Source organism: Bacillus sp. AM1(2019) (assembly GCF_009906915.1).
Classification (GTDB): domain Bacteria; phylum Bacillota; class Bacilli; order Bacillales; family Bacillaceae; genus Bacillus; species Bacillus velezensis.
The window spans coordinates 4,098,284-4,118,139 of record NZ_CP047644.1 but is presented as its reverse complement, the minus strand read 5'-3'; the positions used below and the strand labels follow the sequence as shown (position 1 = coordinate 4,118,139).

At 42.2% G+C, this 19,856-nt stretch carries 20 protein-coding genes; 17 read left to right on the top strand and 3 right to left on the bottom strand.

Annotated elements, in window-relative coordinates; translation table 11 throughout:
* The first annotated feature begins 54 nt into the window (after window positions 1–54).
* The 6 genes from GNE05_RS20450 (at window position 55) to GNE05_RS20430 (ending at window position 5,736) form a co-directional block, all read left to right on the top strand.
* The gene (locus GNE05_RS20450; RefSeq protein WP_160183165.1) at window positions 55–1,260 is read left to right on the top strand and encodes an ornithine--oxo-acid transaminase; all 1,206 of its coding nucleotides are present in this window, start codon (window positions 55–57) and stop codon (window positions 1,258–1,260) included.
* A 223-nt stretch (window positions 1,261–1,483) separates the two neighbouring features.
* Window positions 1,484–2,884 carry an amino acid permease gene (locus GNE05_RS20445; RefSeq protein WP_160183164.1) on the top strand — a complete coding sequence of 467 codons (1,401 nt, stop codon included), beginning with the start codon at window positions 1,484–1,486 and terminating at the stop codon, window positions 2,882–2,884.
* Between the two features lie 73 nt (window positions 2,885–2,957).
* Window positions 2,958–3,848, top strand: a complete 891-nt coding sequence (rocF, locus tag GNE05_RS20440) for an arginase (protein ID WP_007407883.1) — start codon at window positions 2,958–2,960, stop codon at window positions 3,846–3,848.
* A 130-nt stretch (window positions 3,849–3,978) separates the two neighbouring features.
* Window positions 3,979–5,094, top strand: coding sequence for a response regulator aspartate phosphatase (locus GNE05_RS20435; RefSeq protein WP_053104163.1), 1,116 nt, complete (start codon window positions 3,979–3,981; stop codon window positions 5,092–5,094).
* Window positions 5,081–5,215 (top strand): hypothetical protein, encoded by a 135-nt coding sequence (locus GNE05_RS21440; RefSeq protein ID WP_007407881.1) that lies wholly within the window; start codon window positions 5,081–5,083, stop codon window positions 5,213–5,215. Before GNE05_RS20435 ends, GNE05_RS21440 begins: the two co-directional genes overlap by 14 nt.
* Before the next feature lie 47 nt (window positions 5,216–5,262).
* Window positions 5,263–5,736, top strand: a complete 474-nt coding sequence (locus GNE05_RS20430; protein ID WP_012118883.1) for a GNAT family N-acetyltransferase — start codon at window positions 5,263–5,265, stop codon at window positions 5,734–5,736.
* A gap of 29 nt (window positions 5,737–5,765) precedes the next feature.
* Here GNE05_RS20430 and GNE05_RS20425 read toward each other — a convergent pair whose 3' ends face one another.
* Window positions 5,766–6,746 carry an aldo/keto reductase gene (locus tag GNE05_RS20425; RefSeq protein ID WP_053573864.1) on the bottom strand — a complete coding sequence of 327 codons (981 nt, stop codon included), beginning with the start codon at window positions 6,744–6,746 and terminating at the stop codon, window positions 5,766–5,768.
* A 183-nt stretch (window positions 6,747–6,929) separates the two neighbouring features.
* On the opposite strand from GNE05_RS20425, the gene GNE05_RS20420 reads away from it, so the two are divergent.
* The 8 genes from GNE05_RS20420 to GNE05_RS21335 all read left to right on the top strand — a co-directional run bounded on the left by GNE05_RS20420 (window position 6,930) and on the right by GNE05_RS21335 (window position 15,598).
* Complete coding sequence (locus GNE05_RS20420) at window positions 6,930–7,679, top strand: YiiX/YebB-like N1pC/P60 family cysteine hydrolase (RefSeq protein ID WP_160183223.1); 750 nt, start codon at window positions 6,930–6,932, stop codon at window positions 7,677–7,679.
* A gap of 10 nt (window positions 7,680–7,689) precedes the next feature.
* Window positions 7,690–8,853: a hypothetical protein gene (locus GNE05_RS20415; RefSeq protein ID WP_160183163.1), complete on the top strand. Its 1,164-nt coding sequence runs from the start codon at window positions 7,690–7,692 to the stop codon at window positions 8,851–8,853.
* A gap of 268 nt (window positions 8,854–9,121) precedes the next feature.
* On the top strand, window positions 9,122–9,292 hold the full coding sequence (locus tag GNE05_RS21095) for a hypothetical protein (protein WP_004393146.1): 171 nt from the start codon (window positions 9,122–9,124) through the stop codon (window positions 9,290–9,292).
* Between the two features lie 153 nt (window positions 9,293–9,445).
* Window positions 9,446–9,616, top strand: coding sequence for a CxxH/CxxC protein (locus tag GNE05_RS20410; RefSeq protein WP_004393147.1), 171 nt, complete (start codon window positions 9,446–9,448; stop codon window positions 9,614–9,616).
* 80 nt (window positions 9,617–9,696) lie between these two features.
* Window positions 9,697–10,176 (top strand): 23S rRNA (pseudouridine(1915)-N(3))-methyltransferase RlmH, encoded by a 480-nt coding sequence (gene rlmH, locus GNE05_RS20405; protein WP_160183162.1) that lies wholly within the window; start codon window positions 9,697–9,699, stop codon window positions 10,174–10,176.
* A 96-nt stretch (window positions 10,177–10,272) separates the two neighbouring features.
* Window positions 10,273–11,052 (top strand): FRG domain-containing protein, encoded by a 780-nt coding sequence (locus GNE05_RS20400; protein WP_014722065.1) that lies wholly within the window; start codon window positions 10,273–10,275, stop codon window positions 11,050–11,052.
* Between the two features lie 9 nt (window positions 11,053–11,061).
* Complete coding sequence (locus tag GNE05_RS20395) at window positions 11,062–12,165, top strand: DUF262 domain-containing protein (protein WP_014419324.1); 1,104 nt, start codon at window positions 11,062–11,064, stop codon at window positions 12,163–12,165.
* 340 nt (window positions 12,166–12,505) lie between these two features.
* Complete coding sequence (locus GNE05_RS21335) at window positions 12,506–15,598, top strand: AAA domain-containing protein (RefSeq protein WP_021494649.1); 3,093 nt, start codon at window positions 12,506–12,508, stop codon at window positions 15,596–15,598.
* 419 nt (window positions 15,599–16,017) lie between these two features.
* Here GNE05_RS21335 and GNE05_RS20380 read toward each other — a convergent pair whose 3' ends face one another.
* On the bottom strand, window positions 16,018–16,179 hold the full coding sequence (locus GNE05_RS20380; protein WP_004393168.1) for a hypothetical protein: 162 nt from the start codon (window positions 16,177–16,179) through the stop codon (window positions 16,018–16,020).
* A 58-nt stretch (window positions 16,180–16,237) separates the two neighbouring features.
* Window positions 16,238–16,792: a hypothetical protein gene (locus GNE05_RS20375; protein WP_064108051.1), complete on the bottom strand. Its 555-nt coding sequence runs from the start codon at window positions 16,790–16,792 to the stop codon at window positions 16,238–16,240.
* Window positions 16,793–17,133: 341 nt separating this feature from the next.
* On the opposite strand from GNE05_RS20375, the gene GNE05_RS20370 reads away from it, so the two are divergent.
* The 3 genes from GNE05_RS20370 to GNE05_RS20360 all read left to right on the top strand — a co-directional run bounded on the left by GNE05_RS20370 (window position 17,134) and on the right by GNE05_RS20360 (window position 19,852).
* Window positions 17,134–18,150 carry an FUSC family protein gene (locus GNE05_RS20370; protein WP_160183161.1) on the top strand — a complete coding sequence of 339 codons (1,017 nt, stop codon included), beginning with the start codon at window positions 17,134–17,136 and terminating at the stop codon, window positions 18,148–18,150.
* A gap of 68 nt (window positions 18,151–18,218) precedes the next feature.
* Entirely contained in the window at window positions 18,219–19,235 is a 1,017-nt protein-coding gene (locus GNE05_RS20365) for an XdhC family protein (protein WP_160183160.1), read from the top strand.
* On the top strand, window positions 19,232–19,852 hold the full coding sequence (locus tag GNE05_RS20360) for an NTP transferase domain-containing protein (protein WP_160183159.1): 621 nt from the start codon (window positions 19,232–19,234) through the stop codon (window positions 19,850–19,852). Before GNE05_RS20365 ends, GNE05_RS20360 begins: the two co-directional genes overlap by 4 nt.
* Window positions 19,853–19,856 lie beyond the last annotated feature (4 nt).

The window sequence follows — 19,856 nt, the reverse complement described above, 5'->3', positions numbered from 1 at the left end:
AAGGGAAAGCAAGATCTAATGTTGAATGATTACAAAACAAGGGGGAATCAGATTATGTCAGCTTTCACAAAATCTCAAGAAATTATCAGCCAAACTTCACATTACGGCGCGAACAACTATCATCCTCTGCCGATTGTTATTTCCGAAGCGCAGGGTGTTTGGGTAAAAGACCCTGAAGGTAATCAATATATGGATATGCTGAGTGCTTATTCTGCGGTGAACCAGGGGCACAGACATCCGAAGATCATTCAGGCGCTGAAGGATCAGGCGGATAAAATCACTCTGACGTCACGCGCGTTCCATAATGATCAGCTCGGTCCGTTTTATGAGAAAACAGCCAAGCTGACCGGAAAAGATATGATTCTGCCGATGAATACGGGGGCGGAAGCCGTTGAATCCGCTGTCAAAGCGGCGAGACGCTGGGCATATGAGGTCAAAGGAGTAGCGGATAATCAGGCGGAAATCATTGCGTGTATCGGCAACTTCCACGGCAGAACGATGCTTGCGGTATCCCTTTCTTCAGAAGATGAGTATAAACGCGGTTTCGGACCTATGCTTCCGGGTATAAAATTAATTCCATACGGAGACGCAGAAGCGCTGCGCCGGGCGATCACACCGAACACAGCCGCTTTCTTATTCGAACCGATTCAGGGAGAAGCGGGCATCGTCATTCCGCCGGAAGGATTTTTACAAGAAGCGGCAGCCATTTGTAAGGAAGAAAATGTACTTCTGATCGCTGATGAAATTCAGACGGGACTCGGCCGCACAGGGAAAACATTCGCGGTTGACTGGGAAAATATCGTACCGGATATGTTCATCTTAGGCAAAGCGCTCGGCGGGGGCGTCTTCCCGATTTCGTGCATCGCGGCGAACCGTGACATTCTCGGCGTGTTTAACCCGGGTTCCCACGGCTCGACATTCGGCGGAAACCCGCTCGCTTGCGCGGTATCGCTCGCATCTCTTGAAGTCCTTGAGGAAGAAGGGCTGGCAGAGCGTTCCCTTCAGCTTGGCCGTTATTTTAAAGAAGAGCTTGAGAAAATTGATAACCCGATCATAAAAGACGTGCGCGGACGCGGCCTGTTTATCGGCATTGAACTGACAGAAGCGGCCCGCCCTTATTGTGAAAAGCTGAAAGGCGAAGGGCTTTTATGCAAAGAAACACATGATACCGTGATCCGTTTTGCACCGCCGTTAATGATTTCCAAGGAAGACTTGGACTGGGCGATCCAAAAGATCACAAACGTGCTTCAAAACGCGTAAAACCTTGATGCGGCAATGCTTTCCCTCGGCTTGTATGGAATTTACAAATAAAAAATTCAGCACACTCTATTTGCGCGGCGACAGTATTTTAGTATAATGTATCTTTATGTACGAAAATGAATTTAATATAACATTCATATACAAATAGAGGCTCTTTGGACAGCAAATCGGTTTCAAAGCACCGGCTTGGTTCCAATACAAGTTGCTGAAGGGGTGCAGAATAGTGAATACAAATCAAAAAGAGAATCAGCTTCAGCGCACAATGAAATCACGCCATTTGTTTATGATTTCATTAGGCGGAGTGATCGGCACCGGGTTTTTCCTGAGTACCGGATTTACAATTAACCAGGCGGGACCGCTGGGCGCGGTTCTGTCTTATCTGGTCGGCGGCTTTATTATGTTTTTGACCATGCTCTGCTTAGGCGAGCTTGCGGTTGCCCTTCCCGTATCAGGGTCGTTTCAGACGTACGCAACCAAATTCATCAGCCCCGCTTTCGGTTTCGCATTCGGCTGGCTGTACTGGCTCGGCTGGGCGGTGACATGCGCCATTGAGTTTTTATCTGCGGGACAATTGATGCTCCGCTGGTTTCCGCATGTTCCCGTATGGGTGTGGTGCCTCGTGTTTGTCGGACTGATGTTTCTTTTGAACGCCATTACCACAAAAGCGTTCGCTGAGTCGGAATTTTGGTTTTCCGGTATTAAAATTGTAGTCATTCTGCTGTTTATTATTTTGGGCGGCGCCGCCATGTTCGGCCTGATTGACATGAAACACGGCGAGCAGGCTCCTTTCTTCTCTCATTTTTATGAGGATGGATTGTTTCCGAACGGCATTAAGGCTATGCTTATTACGATGATTACCGTAAACTTCGCGTTCCAGGGAACGGAGCTGATCGGGGTTGCCGCGGGAGAAAGTGAAAATCCCGAGAAAACGATTCCGCGCTCTATCCGGCAGACGGTATGGAGAACGCTTGTCTTTTTCGTTCTCTCCATCATCGTCATTGCCGGGATGATTCCGTGGAGGCAGGCGGGAGTGGTCGAAAGCCCGTTTGTCGTGGTGTTTGAACAAATCGGTATTCCATATGCCGCCGATATTATGAACTTTGTTATCTTAATTGCGCTGCTCTCAGTGGCCAACTCAGGCCTGTTTGCATCGACGCGTATCTTATATGCTATGGCGAACGAAGGACAAGCCTTTAAATCGCTCGGCAAAATAAATAAACGCGGCGTGCCGATGAACGCTCTGATCGTGACGCTGGCCGTCGCATGCCTGTCACTGCTGTCTAAAGTGGCAGCGCCGGAAACCGTTTATATGTTTCTCTTATCATTAGCCGGACTAAGCGCGCAGGTCGGCTGGATTACGATTTCCCTGTCACAGCTGATGTTCAGACGGAAATACATCCGCGAAGGCGGCAAAGTGGAAGACCTGAAGTTTAAAACACCGCTGTACCCGGTGCTGCCTATTATCGGGCTGACGTTAAACACGGTTGTTCTGATCAGCCTCGCATTTGATTCAGAACAGCGGCTCGCCCTTTATTGCGGCATCCCGTTCATGGCGGTGTGCGTTATCGTCTATCATCTGTATGTAAAAAAGCATAAGCAGTCAGAAAAACAGATAGAGCTTTAAATCTTTTCGTGTCCAAGTCATCTTTGAGAAACCCGCACAGGACAACATACAACATGTTGAGGTGGAAAAACGGATGAACAAGAATATCTCAGTTATTGGAATGCCGATGGATTTAGGACAAGCACGACGCGGAGTAGACATGGGCCCGAGTGCCATCCGCTACGCGCATCTCATTGAACGGTTATCTGACATGGGGTATGCGGTGGAAGACTTAGGCGACATCCCCGTCAATCGTGAAAAACTCAAAAATGATGAAGAGCTGAAAAATCTGAACTCTGTGCTCTCGGGGAACGAGCAGCTCGCCCAAAAGGTGGACAGCGTCATTGAGAATGAGCGGTTCCCTCTCGTCTTGGGCGGCGATCACAGCATCGCGATCGGAACGCTGACAGGAACGGCAAAGCACTATAAACAGCTCGGCGTCATCTGGTACGACGCGCACGGCGACTTAAACACGCTGGAAACATCGCCGTCAGGCAATATTCACGGAATGCCGCTGGCCGTCAGCCTCGGCGTCGGGCACGACACGCTGGTGAATCTGGGCGGGTATGCCCCGAAAATCAAGCCGGAGAACGTCGTCATCATCGGCGCGAGATCGCTTGATGAAGGCGAGCGTGAATACATTAAGGAAACAGGCATGAAGGTCTATACGATGCATGAGATTGACCGCCTCGGCATGACAAAGGTCATTGAAGAAACCATTGACTACTTGTCAGACTGTGACGGCGTTCACCTCAGCCTTGACCTCGACGGCCTTGATCCGAGCGACGCACCCGGCGTAGGCACACCTGTCGTCGGCGGCATCAGCTACCGTGAAAGCCATTTGGCAATGGAGATGCTGTACGATGCCGACATCATCACTTCAGCTGAATTTGTCGAAGTCAACCCGATCCTCGATCACAAAAACAAAACCGGCAAAACAGCGGTCGAGCTGGTGGAATCTTTGTTAGGAAAAAAACTATTATAAAATATGCGCCTCCGCACCTGCGGAGGTTTTTTTGTTGCCACGAGGAAACTAGCGGGCTGCCACCCTCTTTTTGAACCTGTAAATATGATATATTTATTACACAAAATGGGAAAGGGAGGTGTCCTGACAGATGGCTGAAGTGATGGCCCACGAAACAGTTGCGAAAAAAATCAGTGACTGGTATGAGGAAATCAAAAAGCACAACACTGAATCGGCTGAGGCGTTAAGAGAACAACTGCTTACGGATCTGCAAAATATGACACAAAATCAAACGGTGCTCCTTTATTTTAATTTAATTGATTCCCGCTATAAGCTTTTGATGGAAGAGTATGAGAAAACAGACGGCATTTTAAAAACGATCCAGCTGAACGCCGATAAAGAAAAAACAGACCAGATGATTCAATACTATTATTATTTCTTTTCCGGAATGCACGAGTTTTACCGTAAACGGTTTATGAACGCCATTAATTTTTACCGGATTGCTGAAAGCAGGCTTCGGCACATACCGAATGAGATTGAAAGAGCCGAGTTTAATTATCAAGTGGCGATTGCCTACTATGAAATCCGCCAAAACTACTTTGCGATGAACCATGCGGAAAAAGCATTAGAGATCTACAAAGCCAATGAAATGTACGCGGTCAGAGAAGCACAGTGTTTAATGGTGATCGGCTGTAACAGAATGGACTTGTTTCACTATCAGAAAGCCGAAGAGCTCCTGCAGACGGCGGTTCATCAAGCCGCCAAAGCGGGCGATCCGCATATTGAGGCGCTTGCCCACTTTAACGCAGGCATTTGCTATGAAAGACAGGAAAAGCTTGAGGAGGCGCGGGTCGAGTTTGAAACGGCTCTCGATCAAAAGGAGCATTTGCAATCAGCGTATTCGGTGCGGAGTCTGTACATGCTGGCCAGAGTGTTATTGAAACAGGAACAGGCGGATGAGGGCCGGTTTTGGCTGCATAAAGCGCTGAATGCCGCTGAAGAGAAAAACGAGCCCGTATACACCGAAAAGCTGCGCATCTTACAGCATGTCTTTATTGACCGCAATGAAGAAGCGCTTGAATCAGCTTTCGCCGAGTTAAGAAGGAAAGAGCTGTGGAGTGACGTTTCCGACTTGTCGTATCAGGCCGCGGCGCATTTTAAAAAACAGGAGAATTACAAACTGGCGGCGAAGTATTTTCAAGAATCAATTGATGCCAATGACCAAATTTTGAGATTAACGGAGGGGATTCGTAATGAAAACATGTAAATTCATTGTACTCTCAGCAGCCTTGGCAAGTCTCATTTCGATTGGATTATTTGCGCAAACTGGTTCAACGGCACAAGCCGAACAAATCATAAAACCGGCGGAAAACGGAGCCTTCGGATAATACTTCATGATCCCGCTTTCAGTCCGTGTTTTGTAAGGAGTGATTCAATGGCTATCACGCTGCGGCCGATGACAGGACAAGAATTTCAGTCCTATCTCGCTCATTCAACCAAGCATTACGGTGAAGAAAAGGTAAAAGCGGGAACGTGGCTGCCTGACGAAGCGCCGGAATTAGCGGAGCTGGCGTTTGAAGACCTGCTTCCTGACGGCTTGGAGACGGCCGATCACTATTTATGGACGCTGACATTGGACGGAAAGGAAAATGCCGGCTGGCTGTGGCTTCACGCCGATCCGGACCACCCGCAGCAGGACGCATTTATTTATGATTTCGGCCTTCATCCGCCTTTCCGCGGCAAAGGCTATGCAAAAGAGGCACTCGCAAGGCTGGAGGACAAAGCCAAAGACCTGGGTGTCCGCAAGATTTCTCTCCATGTGTTCGCTCATAACGAAACGGCGCGGAAGCTGTATGAGAAGACGGGATTTCTGGAGACGGATGTCATCATGAGCAAAAAGCTGTCATGAAAAGAGGCCCGCACGATGGGCCTCTTTTGTTATTCATCTAACAATGTCATCATGTGTTCCGGATAACGCTCGCCGGCCGCCGTGCCGATCGGAAACATCTCATCCAACCGCGCCTTCACATCCTCGGGAAGCACAATGTCGAGAGCGGCGAGGTTCTCTTCCAAGTAGTGTTTCTTTTTTGTACCCGGAATCGGAATGAGATCATCGCCATTTGCGAGAACCCATGCGAGCGCAAGCTGAGGAGCAGTGATATTCATTTCCCGGGCAATGGCGGTAAGTTTTTGGACGAGCCCTATATTCACCGCCAAATTGTCTCCCTGGAATCTCGGCGTTCTTCTTCTGTAATCATCGGCATCCAGCTGATCGGTCGACATCATCTTTCCGGAAAGAAAACCTCTGCCGAGCGGACTGTAAGGCACAAATGAAATGCCAAGCTCACGGCAGGCGGGCAGCACATGCTCCTCTGCTTCCCTGCTCCATAAAGAATATTCTGATTGAAGCGCGGCAATCGGGTGAATACGGACGGCGCGTCTGATCGTTTCTGCGGAAGCCTCTGACAATCCGATATATCTCACCTTTCCTTCGTCTATCAGCTCCTTCATGGCGCCGACGGTTTCTTCAATCGGCACCCGCGGATCAACCCGGTGCAGATAGTAAAGGTCGATATAATCCGTCCCAAGGCGTTTCAGACTGGCGTCACACGCTTTTTTTACATAATCGGGCCGTCCGTTAATTTCGATAAACTCACCCTTTTCGCTTCGGACATAACCGAATTTCGTCGCGAGGTAAAGCTCCTTTCTGAATGGGGCGAGTGCTCTGCCGACAAGCTCTTCATTTGCACCCAATCCATATTGATCAGCCGTATCAAACAAATTCACGCCGAGATGAACGGCATGATGCAGGGTGGAAATCGACTCTTCCTCACTCTGGCTGCCGTAGTATTCCGACATGCCCATACACCCTAACCCCATTGCGGAAACCCGCATCGAACCGATCGTTCTGTCCTTCATATGTCCTCCCCCTTTCTTGTATGATAACCGGATTTCCTGATATTTGAAAATGTTTTATGCATATGATTTACATATTGTTATAAAATTTTTAAAAATCTGTAAATTATCTATTTTTTTATCGCAATTCCGTCATATAATACAAATGTGGAAAAATTATACTCAAAGAAAAGAGGCGAAGTCATGATGTGTAAAAAGCTTTTCAAAGCCATCCTCCCGTTTGCCCTGTCATTCACCATGGTTCTGTCGTTCTCCGGTTTGAATGTAAAAGCGAAAGAAACAGAAACAGCCCGCTACGCAAAAGAAATCGCAGAGCTTCAGCAGGGCACGACTCCTCAAGACGTTCTCCAATCCGCCAAAGAGCTTGCCAAACAGAAGCACGTTTCAACAGAAGCAATTCTCAAGCAGTTTCATCAAGAAATCACGGCAGACAAGGTGCAAGGAAATGTAATCGCTTCCAAAGAAGGGATCTCTGCGATGGGCGGATCGTCAGGAACCAAAAAACTTCCGAAAAGCACAAAAGGCAATATTTATTACACGAACTCATACACGGCTTATTACAACCACGGGCATGTCGGCATGTATTCATCCGCTGATAAAATTGTCGAATCCGTGCCGGGAGACGGCGTCCGCCAGATTGCTTATAACGGCAGAGAAGTCGAAGACAATTCAATCGTCCAGACCGTAAAAGTCACCGACGCCCAAAAACAAGCCGCCGCTGACTGGGCTGTATCAAGAGTCGGTGATGAGTACTCCTTCAACTTCGTCAATAACAGAAATACGGGCCATGAAGGCGCCAAAAACTGCTCAAAACTGCTGTGGTCGGCATTCCTCTTAAAAGCCGGGATTGATATCGACTCTAACGGCGGCTTAGGCGTATACCCGCGCGACATTACAAGTTCGTCCTACACGGCCACGATTCTGACCATTCACTAAGGAGAACAGCGTGAAAAAAATCATCTGGATACCCTTAGTGATCATCGCCGCCGCAGCGGTCTTATGCTTCTTCTATTTCCGCACGGAAGATCCTGCGGAGGTTGCGAGAGACACATTAAATGACCCTGATTTTCTGGAAGATAAAGAGGCGCTGCTGTATTTCTCCACTGCGGCTGACCAAGATACGTTCGGCGGCGGAAAAAGCTACGCCCTCTTCGCCGATGAAAAAGGACGGCTTTCTTCTTATCACATGAAGGGGCTTGAGCTCGGATCGGCCAAAGTGCATGACGGCAGCGTGCTGCTGGAGGACAAAAAAGGAATCTACACCGTTCAGGGCGGCCTTCACACGTATAAAAGAGCGTACCAGCATACGGGAGACAGCGCGGGATATATCGAACGGGCGAAAGGCTTTTACACGCTGTATAATTCGGGCTACGACAAGAGCGGCGGCAGCTACCGCTCAGAGCTGTACCGCCAGATTGACGGCAAGTGGAAGCAAGACGTCATCCCGCACTATATCCGCGCTTCAGGCTTTTTTAAAGATCATCTTTTCGCACTCACGCCGACAGATGACGAAAAAGGCTATCACGTCCAAGACATTCAGGCCGATAAAGAAAAGCTCCATACAAAATCAATCGCGACATGGACGTACAAAGAAGGCACGTCTGTCGAATCCCAGCTCGCCGCCGACGACAGCGCCGTCTGCTTTGTCACCAGAGGGGAAAAAGCAGATCACATCTATCAAATGGTGAAAGTCATGAAAAACAGCGGCGCCATCAAAACGTATGACATCGCCGCTTATAAAAATGACGAACAGACGATCTATGACTCCATGCCGTTCAGCTTCAAAAAAAGCTTTTTCATGGAGCAGCGCAGCTTCTATTTCGTTGACGGCTTCGGAAACGTGTACCGTATCAACCCTGAGACCGGAAAAAGCAAAAAAGCCTTCAAGCTCCCCGCATCACGAATGAAAGCCGACTTCAAGGAGCTGACCCATCAAAACGGAAAGCTGTATCTGTTCACGTACAGCTACAAAAAGCCCGCCAAAATCGAATCCTTCGACCTGAAAACGGGCAAAAAGCTGAACGACCTGACCATCCCAAACTTAAAAAACATCGTCACGCCGAAAAGCCATCTCAAGCTGTATGATGTGCAGGTGATGGGTGGGTTTTGAAGAGTATAAACATTTCGGAAGAGCTTGCCGCTTTTGGTAAGCTTTTTATAATGAAACGTTACTGCAAGAAAGAAGGTGGTCATTTGAAATCATTCAGTATCTTCTTATTGTTGTCCGTCATTTGTATAACCATTGTTTTTGTCATAATGAATATGTTGATTGGATACCCTGATGTGAGTAACGGGGCATTGATTATGATTGTATATATCGTTGTGACCCTCTTAATCAGGCTATATAACAAGAAGACAGTCGGTGAAGGAGGGAGCCGATGAAGAAAAAGCTTGCCGCGGTGACCGTAACCATTCTTCTGGTTTCCGTGATAACCAACTCTTTTTTAAACGGCGGAAAGCCGGACTGGATCGATGTATGCTGTACGCTGCTGGCGTGTCTATTAGGAATTCTGTTCGTCCTTCGCTTAGAAAAAAGAGAAAACACGTAAAGAGCCGGATGCTGCAAACGCCGGCTCTTTTTGCGCGTGATTTGCCGAATTGTGGATAAAACTCAGCCCGAAGCACTACTAACATGTGTATAAATAGGTTATATTGAAAAGAGAACAATTGCTGCGTGCAAAAGAAAATCGGAGGATGTAACAATGAAAACCGCTTATTATTCTTGTGAAGAACATATCGAAACCGTGCTGGACATGTACATAGATGATCATGAGCTTCCGCCCGAAATCAGAAAAATCGAACATACTAACAGTTTATCCACAGCCTGTGAATTATGTGGGGACACTGCAACATATCTAGTAGGGAACGAATGATCCTACACAAAATACAGAAAAGATATCCACAATTGTGGACAATATATATGAATAACTTGTTTCTAAAGTGGGGATGACCTGTGAATATCAATATTGTGACCATCGGAAAACTAAAAGAAAAATACCTCAAGCAAGGCATTGAAGAATACAAAAAACGACTTTCAGCCTACGCAAAAATCGACATCATCGAACTCCCGGACGAAAAAGCCCCGGAAAACCTGAGCGACCAAGACATGAAAATCGTCAAAGACAAAGAAGGCGAACGCATCCTGGCCAAAATCAGCCCGGACACCCACGTCATCGCCCTCGCCATCGAAGGAAAAATGAAAACATCCGAAGAACTGGCCGATACAATAGATAAGCTGGCGACTTATGGAAAAAGCAAAATCACCTTCGTCATCGGCGGCTCACTCGGCCTAAGCGACGCCGTCATGAAACGGGCAGACGACAAACTGTCATTCTCGAAGATGACATTTCCTCATCAGCTCATGCGGCTGATTTTAATGGAGCAGGTTTATCGGGCATTTCGGATTAATCGTGGGGAGCCTTATCATAAGTAAATGAGGTTTTAATTTTTATAGAAAATAGTCTGCCTAAGCTTTTAGTCGGACTATTTTTGCTATAATAGACATACTAGTCTATTGGAGGTTTTGGTAGTGGAAGAAGTTTTTGTAAGTAGTGTTTCTCAATACATAGAAGAAATAAAAAATTTATCATCTAGAGGTTTTTCTTTTTTTAGAGGACAAGGTTCAAATAAACATCAATTGCTTCCTTCACTTTTAAGGAAGAATGAAAGTGGAATTGATGTGTATGGTACAAATTGTGATAAAAATTTTCAAACCAAATTTAAATCAAAAGCGATTCCTTTTTTAAATAATGTTCCTACTGATGAATTTGAATGGTTATTTATAGCACAACATTACGGACTACCTACTAGGCTATTAGACTGGACATCCAATCCGTTAGTTTCTTTATATTTCGCGGTTGAAAAATCACTAGACGAATATACTGTTGAGAATTATCCAGTTATATGGTCTTTAAATCCTATTGATTTAAATAGTAAAGTTGGTTATTTAGGGAATAGAGTTGATGTACCAAATCTTATGGAAAATGATTCAACTCTAAATAATTGTTTACAAACAAATTATAGGGTTGGAATAAGACTTGATGAAGCAATTTATCCTTTGGCTATTAGTGGACCAGTAAACAACTCCCGTATTGAAGCACAGAAAGGTATTTTTACTTTATTTCCATCGAATGCACTACCGTTAGAAGATTATGAGGGAGCTAGTGAATTTCTTTACAAAATTAATATTCATTATGATTATATACACGAAATTAAGAAAGAACTGTTTAGTTTAGGTATTAGTAAATCAAGTATTTACCCAGAATTATCTAGTATTGCAGATGATATTGTTTTCGAATATAAACAATAGGAGGATATTATGGAAAGTAAATGGAAAGTTGATTCTACTCCAAGTACTAAAACAATTTATGATGTTGTTAATGAAATAGATAAAGGAATGGATGGGACTGGAGGAATAAAGTTAGACCCTGAATATCAAAGGGAATATAAATTCACTGTTTCAGATGAAAGTCTGTTAATTGAGTCATTATTGTTAGGAATTCCTATACCTATAATATATTTATCTTCAGACACAACTAAAATTCCTTATATATCTAATGTTATAGATGGACAACATAGATTGAGAGCCATTTATAGGTTTGTTAAAAATGAGTTCGCTTTAAAGGATTTAGAAAAAATAAATGAATTAAATTTTAAGAAATTTTTAGAGTTACCTACAGATATACAAGCTTCAATTTTACATCAATGTAGTTTAACATTTGAAAATATTCATGTACAGAACAACCCGGAATTAGAAATGGAAATCTTCAAAAGATATAATACTGGTTCACATCCTTTAAGTAGACAAGAAATAAGACATGCGGTTTATAGAAGTGAGGTTAATGATTGGTTAAATCAACAGATAGAAACCTATTATAAGTCAGTTTCACCTTTTAAAAACATATATAATATGACTAAGAAAAGGTTTTCAGATAAAACTGCTCACGAAAATATTCAAACCATGCTTTACATACTAGAAGTTGGACTAGAAAGTAAATATGAAACATCCCCAGAGTATGCAGAAGAGTTTATGAAAAAAAATACTATAACTATAAATCAAGAAATTCAAATTGAGAAACTTTCACTTTTACTAGATAAAGTAAATGATTTCTTTGAAAAAATATATTGCGATTATGGTATTAAATATCCTTTTTCAAAGGAAATTTATGGCGTTGAGAGTAGGAATTACAAAGTACAAATACCTATTTTAATGATTATTACAGATTTCTTGAGAAAATTAATTGAAATAGACGTTGATTTAACTAGTACAGTGAACACAGAAATTATTCTCAAAGTAATATCAAATGTTATGAAGGATTCTTATCTGGAGAATAATTATAAAGGTTCTAGTACAAGACCAGAATTATTAATAGAAACTTCAAATAAACTATTTGAAAAGTTTTCTGAAATTAACCTCATTTAGATACATTGTGGTGAGCCTTATCATAAGTGAGTGAGGTTTTACAATTGATAAAAGAAAAACAAATTTAAGTCGAGCCTTTTGATACAAATTAAGCTAAGAAACATTTTCTTTATCATAGTAAATTTTTTCTTGGATAAAGAATGTTGTGAAAATATTAAAAATGTAAAATATTGATATAAAGTTGATGAACTAGTTCAGCCTCATTAAATCCAAACATTATCATTTGTTAAAAAGCTTCTAGTAAATCTAATTTTGTCTATGAGAAACTCTCGATTATTTAAATACACAAATGCAACTTATAATTCAAGTTTTCTATATATGGATGATGATGGGGGATAGTATGAACGGAAGGAAAGACATTTTAAATGCTTGGATTACGATAGAACAACTATCAGAAGGTTCTATTAATAAAAAAGATAAAGCTCTAAAGCCTTTATATACAGTGGAGAAGGACTGGAATAAGTTTTTTTTAGACTTTTTAACTAAACAAAAAGAACAGCAAAATGTATCAGATAAGTTCTTTAAGAAGTCGGGCTTAGTATTATATTTTGATATATTCAATTTTCAAGAGATTGTTGACATATTGAGGGAGAAATATAAGATCGCCAAGACCTGCGAAGAAGTTAGTAACTCTGACAAATTTACCTTCTCTTTATATTTTGATAACCAATTAAATTTCATAGCAGACAAATTGTTCTATACGATGAGCGGTTATATCCGCCGACATGGCGATTTACCGAAAGATATTTTAAAAGTTGAAAACTCATTTAGAGAAGACTTGAACAGAAAATTTGATGAGGATTTTAATACCGCATTTTCTGAACTCTTACAAAATTATAATGTTACTACAGAAAATTTCCGCTATGCATTTATGAAAAACTTGGATAATGGAGATGTGAATCTACATTCGTTTTTTATTGGAGATCTGAACAAGGCAAAGACAATCACTAATAAAAATTTGGATAGATATTTTAATGGCTTTTCTGGATACAGAAAAAATTTAGATGGTAAAAAAGAATCAACTCATTTTAATTCACATGTTTTCGAGATGATTTTGCAACCTAAATTTTATCCGTTGGGACGTTTCCCCAGTAATCCTAAGTTTGCGCTTTCATTCATGCAACAGGTTGCGGTAAATCTTGCTTTAAATGATGAAAATGATATTCGTAGTGTCAATGGACCGCCAGGAACAGGGAAAACAACACTGTTAAAAGATATTTTCGCTGATTTAGTAGTGCAACAGGCAGCGGAAATTTTACAGCTGTCTGATAAAAATATTCAAGGTAGTCTAGTTTATTGGCAGAGTGCCAAACTTGGTGTTTTACCGGATTCCATTTCAGATAAGAATATTATTGTAGCAAGTTCAAACAATGGGGCAGTCCAAAATATTGTTAAGGAATTACCAAAGAAAGAAAAGATTGCTGACGATTTTCAAAAGCAACTAGAGGAAGCAAATTATTTTAAAGATGTTTCTAATTCTAAATTAACTGGTGAAGGTTTCGGAAAGAATCGCAAGATAAAAAGTGAGCTTTTAAATGAGGATAATTGGGGTACATTTTCGTTGGAAGGCGGAGCGTCAACAAACATTAACAAGTTACTTTTAACCATTGAAGTAATTGAAAAAGATTTAGAAGAAAATTATCAAGCGAATACAGATGTAAGTGTATATCAAGAATTCGCGTGTCTCTATGATGAATTAAAAACTGAAAGAGAAAAAATTCAGGAATATAGCAAGAAAATGTATTCTCTTCAAAAATTTAAAACCAAGCATAAGGAGCAAACCATTGCTTTTGAACAAGAAGTAACAGAGAAACGAGCAAATTTGATTTCACAGGAGGAAGAAGCGCAGCGTGAACTTGAAAGGCTGAGACAAGAAAGCGTAAATCTCCAAAAAAAGTTATCGGATTGTTCCATTGAAATCAAAAATTTGAATGATTTACAAGCTCAAGCTGAACGGAATTATGATGTAGTTACTTCACAAAAGCCAAGTTTTTTATGGTTCCAGAAAATATTTAATAAATCAAAAGTTGAGCAGTATTTCAAAAATCTCAATAATACGAATGCTCATTTAAATCATCTTTCTCAACAAAAGACTATATTGTTGAATGAGCGCATGAAATTCGAAAATGAACTAAAGGTAAATTCCGTTAAAATTGAATATACTCGGCAACAAATTCAGGACACAAAAGCTGATTTCGAACAATGGATGACTACTCAACAAAATGATTTGCAGAAATTGGAACAAGAAATTGCGTTATTAGAAAAACTCAAATTTCAAAGTGGAATAGAAGAACTAGATTTCTCACTATCATATGATGAACTTCAAAAGTCTAATCCATGGTTTACCAAGCGCTTTCGTATTTTACAATCAGAATTATTCATTTCAGCCTTAAAGGTTAGAAAGCAATTCCTGTATGAAAACAGAAAGAATTTGAGAGCGGCAAGAATTATTTGGAATAAACAGTCCGAATACATTGGAAAAGAGAATGGACATCAGTTAATTTCAGAATCATGGCAATGGTTGAATTTTGCTATCCCTGTTGTCAGTACTACTTTTGCTAGTTTTGGCAGGATGTTTAAAAACCTTAATGAAAATTCAATAGGTAACCTATTCATAGATGAGGCAGGCCAAGCACTACCGCAGGCAAGTGTTGGCGCAATTTTTAGAAGTAAAAAGGTTATGGTGGTGGGGGATCCATCACAAATAAAACCAGTGTTGACGTTAGATTCAAATGTCCTGACATTGATTGGAAGGTATTATAAAGTTGATGAAAAGTTTGTCTCTGCTGATGCTTCTACTCAAACGATTGTGGATGCTGCAAGTCAGTATGGTTTCCAAAAAAATGAGGATGAATGGATTGGCATACCACTTTGGGTGCACAGACGTTCAAACTATCCGATGTTTACGATTTCAAATGAAATCTCGTATGATGGGTTGATGGTACAAGGTAAATCAGAAGATGAGTCACAAGGAAAATCACAATGGTATGATTCAACCGGAAAAGCAAATGACAAATTTGTTAAAGAACAAGCTGACTTACTGAAAAGTCTGATTGATAAGCGTTTGCAGGAAAATCCAGACTTAGCGGAAGAAATCTATGTTATATCTCCATTTAGAAATGTGGCTTATAAACTTGCACAAGTTTTAGATGAAATTAACTTTACGAAACGCGAAAATGGGAAAAAAACAAACATCGGAACTGTCCATACTTTTCAAGGAAAAGAAGCAAAAATTGTCTATTTTGTTCTTGGAGCGGACACTAATAGCAGTGGGGCAGCAAGATGGGCTGTTTCTGATCCAAATATGATGAATGTTGCAGCTACACGAGCTAAAGAAGAATTTTATGTTATTGGCGATAAGAAATTGTATGCCTCACTTGGGAGTGAAGTGGCAAATAAAACGATTTCGATTATTGAAGACTATAACAGGTAATCAGCGTTAGTATTCCCGTGGAATGTAACTGGCCTAAAGTCCTTAAAATACCCTTTTTATAGTGATATAGAAAAGTTCGGAGAAAAGTATTCTAGTCATCTGCCAAATTAAAATGAAATGGAAATATCATTTCTAATACTAACCAAGAATATAATAAACTCTATTGTTGAACCGCTTTAAATCATAAAGGTAAACATACACTTTTAATAATCGTGAATCCGATTATTACTGTATTGCTGTTTAAGATTCATTTTAAGATTATTTTCTCGCTTAAACTAAACTTCCGCTCAAACATAATGTTCAAAACCTAAGCTTCCTTTACCTGCTCTCAAGGTACAATAGAGAATAATAGCCTGTTTTCTGCTTATACAATTCATTAAGATATGGATTTATTTTCTACACATGGTAAAAGAAGCAACCTACTGTTGCTTCTCTTTCACCATCTTAATAAAGAGAAAGAAGACAATGAATACGATAAAATAATTCAATGGATTCTTAACGATGCTTATCTCCAGCGAAATTTGTAAGAGAATCCAGAGAATGAAGATGGCTAGTATTGAAGGAATGATGATTTTGTACATGTCGACCACCTTCCATAGTTAGTAAAAGAAAGGGGCGCGGGCCCCTTTTTCTTCATGGTTAAAAGCAAGATGCGGCAGCTCCTGTCATTGCACCGCCAACAGCGCCGGTAATTGCTCCAACGGCACCCGCTCCTACTGTTCCGATGCCGGGTATTGTAACTGTTCCTACAGCAGCTCCTGCGAGACCCAGTGTGCCGCCGCCAGTTACCGCACCACCGCCAGTACCTAAAATACATTTCCCGACTGATTGGGTGCTGATTGAACCGCTCGTTTTTCCAGCGTCTTTGTTTACGACTTTGACTAAAATGCCATTTTTGATTTTTTCATATTTCAGTGTAACGGGGTCACCATTTTTGTCAGTAGAGCTTTTCGGAAGAGCCTGCTCCTCGCCCGTTATGTTGTCTTTTAGGGTTGCATTGCCTTTAGCGTCAATATGAACATCTGCATGATTGAACGTCATCTTCAGCTCACTGTCGTTGAGGTTCTCAACTTTGTATGTAGCTTGGGATGCTGCGGCAGCCGCAGCATGGGGTAAAACCGGGAGGGCAAAGGCACCTACTAGGAATACCAAGGCTGCCAGTTTCACTGCGGTTAGCTTCATTTTGCTTTGCATAATTGATCCTCCTCCTTTGGTTGCCATACTAACAAAGGCATTCTGCTTCTTAAACCCTTACCATATAAAATGATAAAAAATTCACCCAATTTCATCACATTAACCAACAAGGTTTGTATGTTTCCCTTCGAAAGTCATAGGAGAGCAGGGTTCATATCTGATGCGAAGTTATCAAGGAGTAGAACCTAGCTTTTACTACTCTTTCCCCAACCCCAAAAAGAAGCTGTGATTCAAGAATTCCCCCTTGAACCACAGCTTCTTTTCGCATTTCTCATATATCAGTATAAATCCCTTTCCGTCACGGAAACCTAGTGGAAAAGGTTTCTGAAAGGAGGGGGCGTATGATGAAGAGTGAAAAAATTCAAAACAAAACATCTTTGGTTTGGAAGATGGCGATTGCATCTGCTGTTTCGTGGGAAGCGGCAAAACTGGCGGGCTCTGATCACCCGTATTTAGCGCCTCTTTCTGTTATTTTATGTTTGCAGCCAACGATAGATCAGTCGATTCGCTTTTCTTTTCATCGTATTGCGGGAACTGCGATTGGGATCATGCTAACATCCTTTCTTGTCAGTCACTTGCCAATGAATGGCTGGATGCTGGGGCTGTTCCTATTAGGCGGTACTTACATTGCCAAGTTGTTGCGAATAGATGTAACGGTTTTACATCAGGTAGCGCTCACCATTTTATTGGTATTTACCTTTGAACGAAACGCTAAAGATTATGAATTCGACCGAATCATCGATACGGTGATCGGCGTCATCATTGCCATTCTGGTTCACATGTTCCTTTTTCCGCCGGACTACACAAAAAAGGCAGCGGACTCTTTTCAAACATTGGCTCGTCAGCTTTCCGGCACACTTTCAGACCTTTCCAAATGGGTGCAATCAGAGTGGGGACAAGGAAAAGGAAACCTCATGGCGTATAGAATGAACAATCTTCTGCAAGAGCTGCATACGGCAAAAGAGATGCTGCAAACAGCCTCTGACAGCTTAAAATTCAACCCCGTCAGAAAAAAACATAAAAACATCATTTCAAGCTATCAAATTGAGATGCAAAAGTTGAACGCCGGATTTGAGTATCTATCAAATATAGTGAAAACGTTAAAAGAATGGGAAAAAGAGGGGGAGTTATCTTCAAGTGACAAAAGGGAGCTGGGGAATGATTTACAAGTGTTAAGTGAATACTTTGCGGGTTTTAAAGGCATACAGCAGGGTGAAACAGACAATTGGAAACAGAAGGAACAGGACATGTTATTGGAATCTCTCCGTTCCGACATGCTGTCGCACCCGCCGCCCGGTCATAAGGTCTATAAAGACTCTTTTTTTTTAGAAACGAAGAAATTGCTGAAGCGTTTGTAATGTTTTCTGGAAAAAAAGAATATGGATTTACAGATGCAGATATGAGCAGGTAAAACGGGGGACATGAAATGGATGATATACACCGGATTTTGGATGTCATCGCCACTTCTAAAAAAGCTAAGGTACTGGCTACCATTATTAAAACAGAGGGGTCCGCTTATAAGAAAGAAGGGGCTTCGATGCTGATTTTAGGGGATAAAACAAGAGTCGGAATGTTATCCGCCGGTTGTCTGGAAGAAGACCTCGTTGAACGGTCGGAACAGGTCTGGGCTGCAGGAGAGCCGGTGATTGTCCGCTTTGATATGAGCGCGGAAGACGATTTATCCTGGGGACAGGGCATTGGCTGTAATGGTGTTTTGACGGTTTTACTTGAGCCTGTAAAAGGGGAATTGGAACGACATCTGATGACAGTCAAGACATGCTTAGATGAAAAAAAGTCTGTGACCCGAATGAAACGATTCACTAAAACGTTAGAGCCGAAGGAAGATCTGTACATAGTGGAAGACGGCGAAGTGTTTGGAACCGGGGATGTTATGGAACAAGGCCGTATTCAAAAACTGAGACAGACGGAAAAGGGAATCAAGAGGGATGAACATACCTCTGATTTATTTTTTATCCATCAGATGGTGCCAAAACCTTGTTTATATGTCTTCGGAGCAGGGGAAGATGCGAAGCCGTTAGTTTCGTTGGCAGCTCATGCGGGCTTTCATGTGACGGTGATTGACTGGCGTCCCGCTTTATGTCATCACGGCCATTTTCCTGAAGCCGGCCATTTGATAACAGGAGCACCGGAAGAAGTCATGGAAGGCCTGAGCATGACCCAAAGAGATTTTGTTGTCATTATGACGCACAGCTTTCAAAAAGATCAGATCATTTTACATACATTAAAAAACGAGAATGTGTTTTATAAAGGTGTATTAGGCCCCAGAAGGCGCACCGAGCGGCTATTAGGCGGAGCTGAGATTCCGGAGGATATTCATTCCCCTATCGGACTTCCCATCGGGGCACAGGGCCCTGAAGAGATTGCTGTAAGCATTGTCGGCGAGATGATTAAAGAAATGCGAACACAAAGGTCTCTCTTATGAAAACAGCAGCCATTTACCTGGCAGCCGGTACAAGCAGACGCATGGGGACGGATAAGCGAAGTTTATTTCTGAATGGAGTTTCCCTTGGAAGTATGGCTCTTAAAAATGCCTTGTTATCTAAATTAGATCATATTTTCGTTATAACAGGAAAGGGAGATCCGCTGCATTGGCTTTCGGATGTTTTCTTTTTAAATCCTTTATCAAATAAGTGGAGTCAGGCAGAATGTGAGCAAGCGGGTAAGGGCCAAGGCCATTCTATACAATGCGGTGTAAAAAAAGCGGCAGAGTACGAGGCTGACGCCGTTATCATTCTCCTTGCAGATCAGCCGTTTGTCACCGCAGATATCATCAATACGTTAATTGATTCCTATCAAAAGGAGCGCCGCTATTTATTTATCGCCGCTGAAAATCAACATCTTCCCATGCCCCCCATTTTATTCTCCAATCAATGTTTTCCGGTATTGCATCAGTTAAAGGGAGATCAGGGCGCCCGGCATGTGATCCGTGAAAGTATGATCAATACGGGAAAAATGATCAGCTTTCAAGACCCTTTGCTTTTTTATGACGTCGATACAGCTGAAGATTATACGCTGCTGCTGAATAAATTCGGGGAGTGAATGA

What these genes read in the sequence shown, in the direction of transcription:
- GNE05_RS21335 (WP_021494649.1), top strand. Translation starts at nt 12,506, where the DNA reads ATGAACGGAAGGAAAGACATTTTAAATGCTTGGATTACGATAGAACAA.
- GNE05_RS20425 (WP_053573864.1), bottom strand. Translation starts at nt 6,746, where the DNA reads ATGAAGGACAGAACGATCGGTTCGATGCGGGTTTCCGCAATGGGGTTA.
- GNE05_RS20430 (WP_012118883.1), top strand. Translation starts at nt 5,263, where the DNA reads ATGGCTATCACGCTGCGGCCGATGACAGGACAAGAATTTCAGTCCTAT.
- GNE05_RS20365 (WP_160183160.1), top strand. Translation starts at nt 18,219, where the DNA reads ATGGATGATATACACCGGATTTTGGATGTCATCGCCACTTCTAAAAAA.
- GNE05_RS20370 (WP_160183161.1), top strand. Translation starts at nt 17,134, where the DNA reads ATGATGAAGAGTGAAAAAATTCAAAACAAAACATCTTTGGTTTGGAAG.
- GNE05_RS20395 (WP_014419324.1), top strand. Translation starts at nt 11,062, where the DNA reads ATGGAAAGTAAATGGAAAGTTGATTCTACTCCAAGTACTAAAACAATT.
- GNE05_RS21440 (WP_007407881.1), top strand. Translation starts at nt 5,081, where the DNA reads ATGAAAACATGTAAATTCATTGTACTCTCAGCAGCCTTGGCAAGTCTC.
- GNE05_RS20360 (WP_160183159.1), top strand. Translation starts at nt 19,232, where the DNA reads ATGAAAACAGCAGCCATTTACCTGGCAGCCGGTACAAGCAGACGCATG.
- GNE05_RS20380 (WP_004393168.1), bottom strand. Translation starts at nt 16,179, where the DNA reads ATGTACAAAATCATCATTCCTTCAATACTAGCCATCTTCATTCTCTGG.
- GNE05_RS20375 (WP_064108051.1), bottom strand. Translation starts at nt 16,792, where the DNA reads ATGCAAAGCAAAATGAAGCTAACCGCAGTGAAACTGGCAGCCTTGGTA.
- GNE05_RS20435 (WP_053104163.1), top strand. Translation starts at nt 3,979, where the DNA reads ATGGCTGAAGTGATGGCCCACGAAACAGTTGCGAAAAAAATCAGTGAC.
- GNE05_RS20420 (WP_160183223.1), top strand. Translation starts at nt 6,930, where the DNA reads ATGTGTAAAAAGCTTTTCAAAGCCATCCTCCCGTTTGCCCTGTCATTC.
- rocF (WP_007407883.1), top strand. Translation starts at nt 2,958, where the DNA reads ATGAACAAGAATATCTCAGTTATTGGAATGCCGATGGATTTAGGACAA.
- GNE05_RS20450 (WP_160183165.1), top strand. Translation starts at nt 55, where the DNA reads ATGTCAGCTTTCACAAAATCTCAAGAAATTATCAGCCAAACTTCACAT.
- GNE05_RS20410 (WP_004393147.1), top strand. Translation starts at nt 9,446, where the DNA reads ATGAAAACCGCTTATTATTCTTGTGAAGAACATATCGAAACCGTGCTG.
- GNE05_RS21095 (WP_004393146.1), top strand. Translation starts at nt 9,122, where the DNA reads ATGAAGAAAAAGCTTGCCGCGGTGACCGTAACCATTCTTCTGGTTTCC.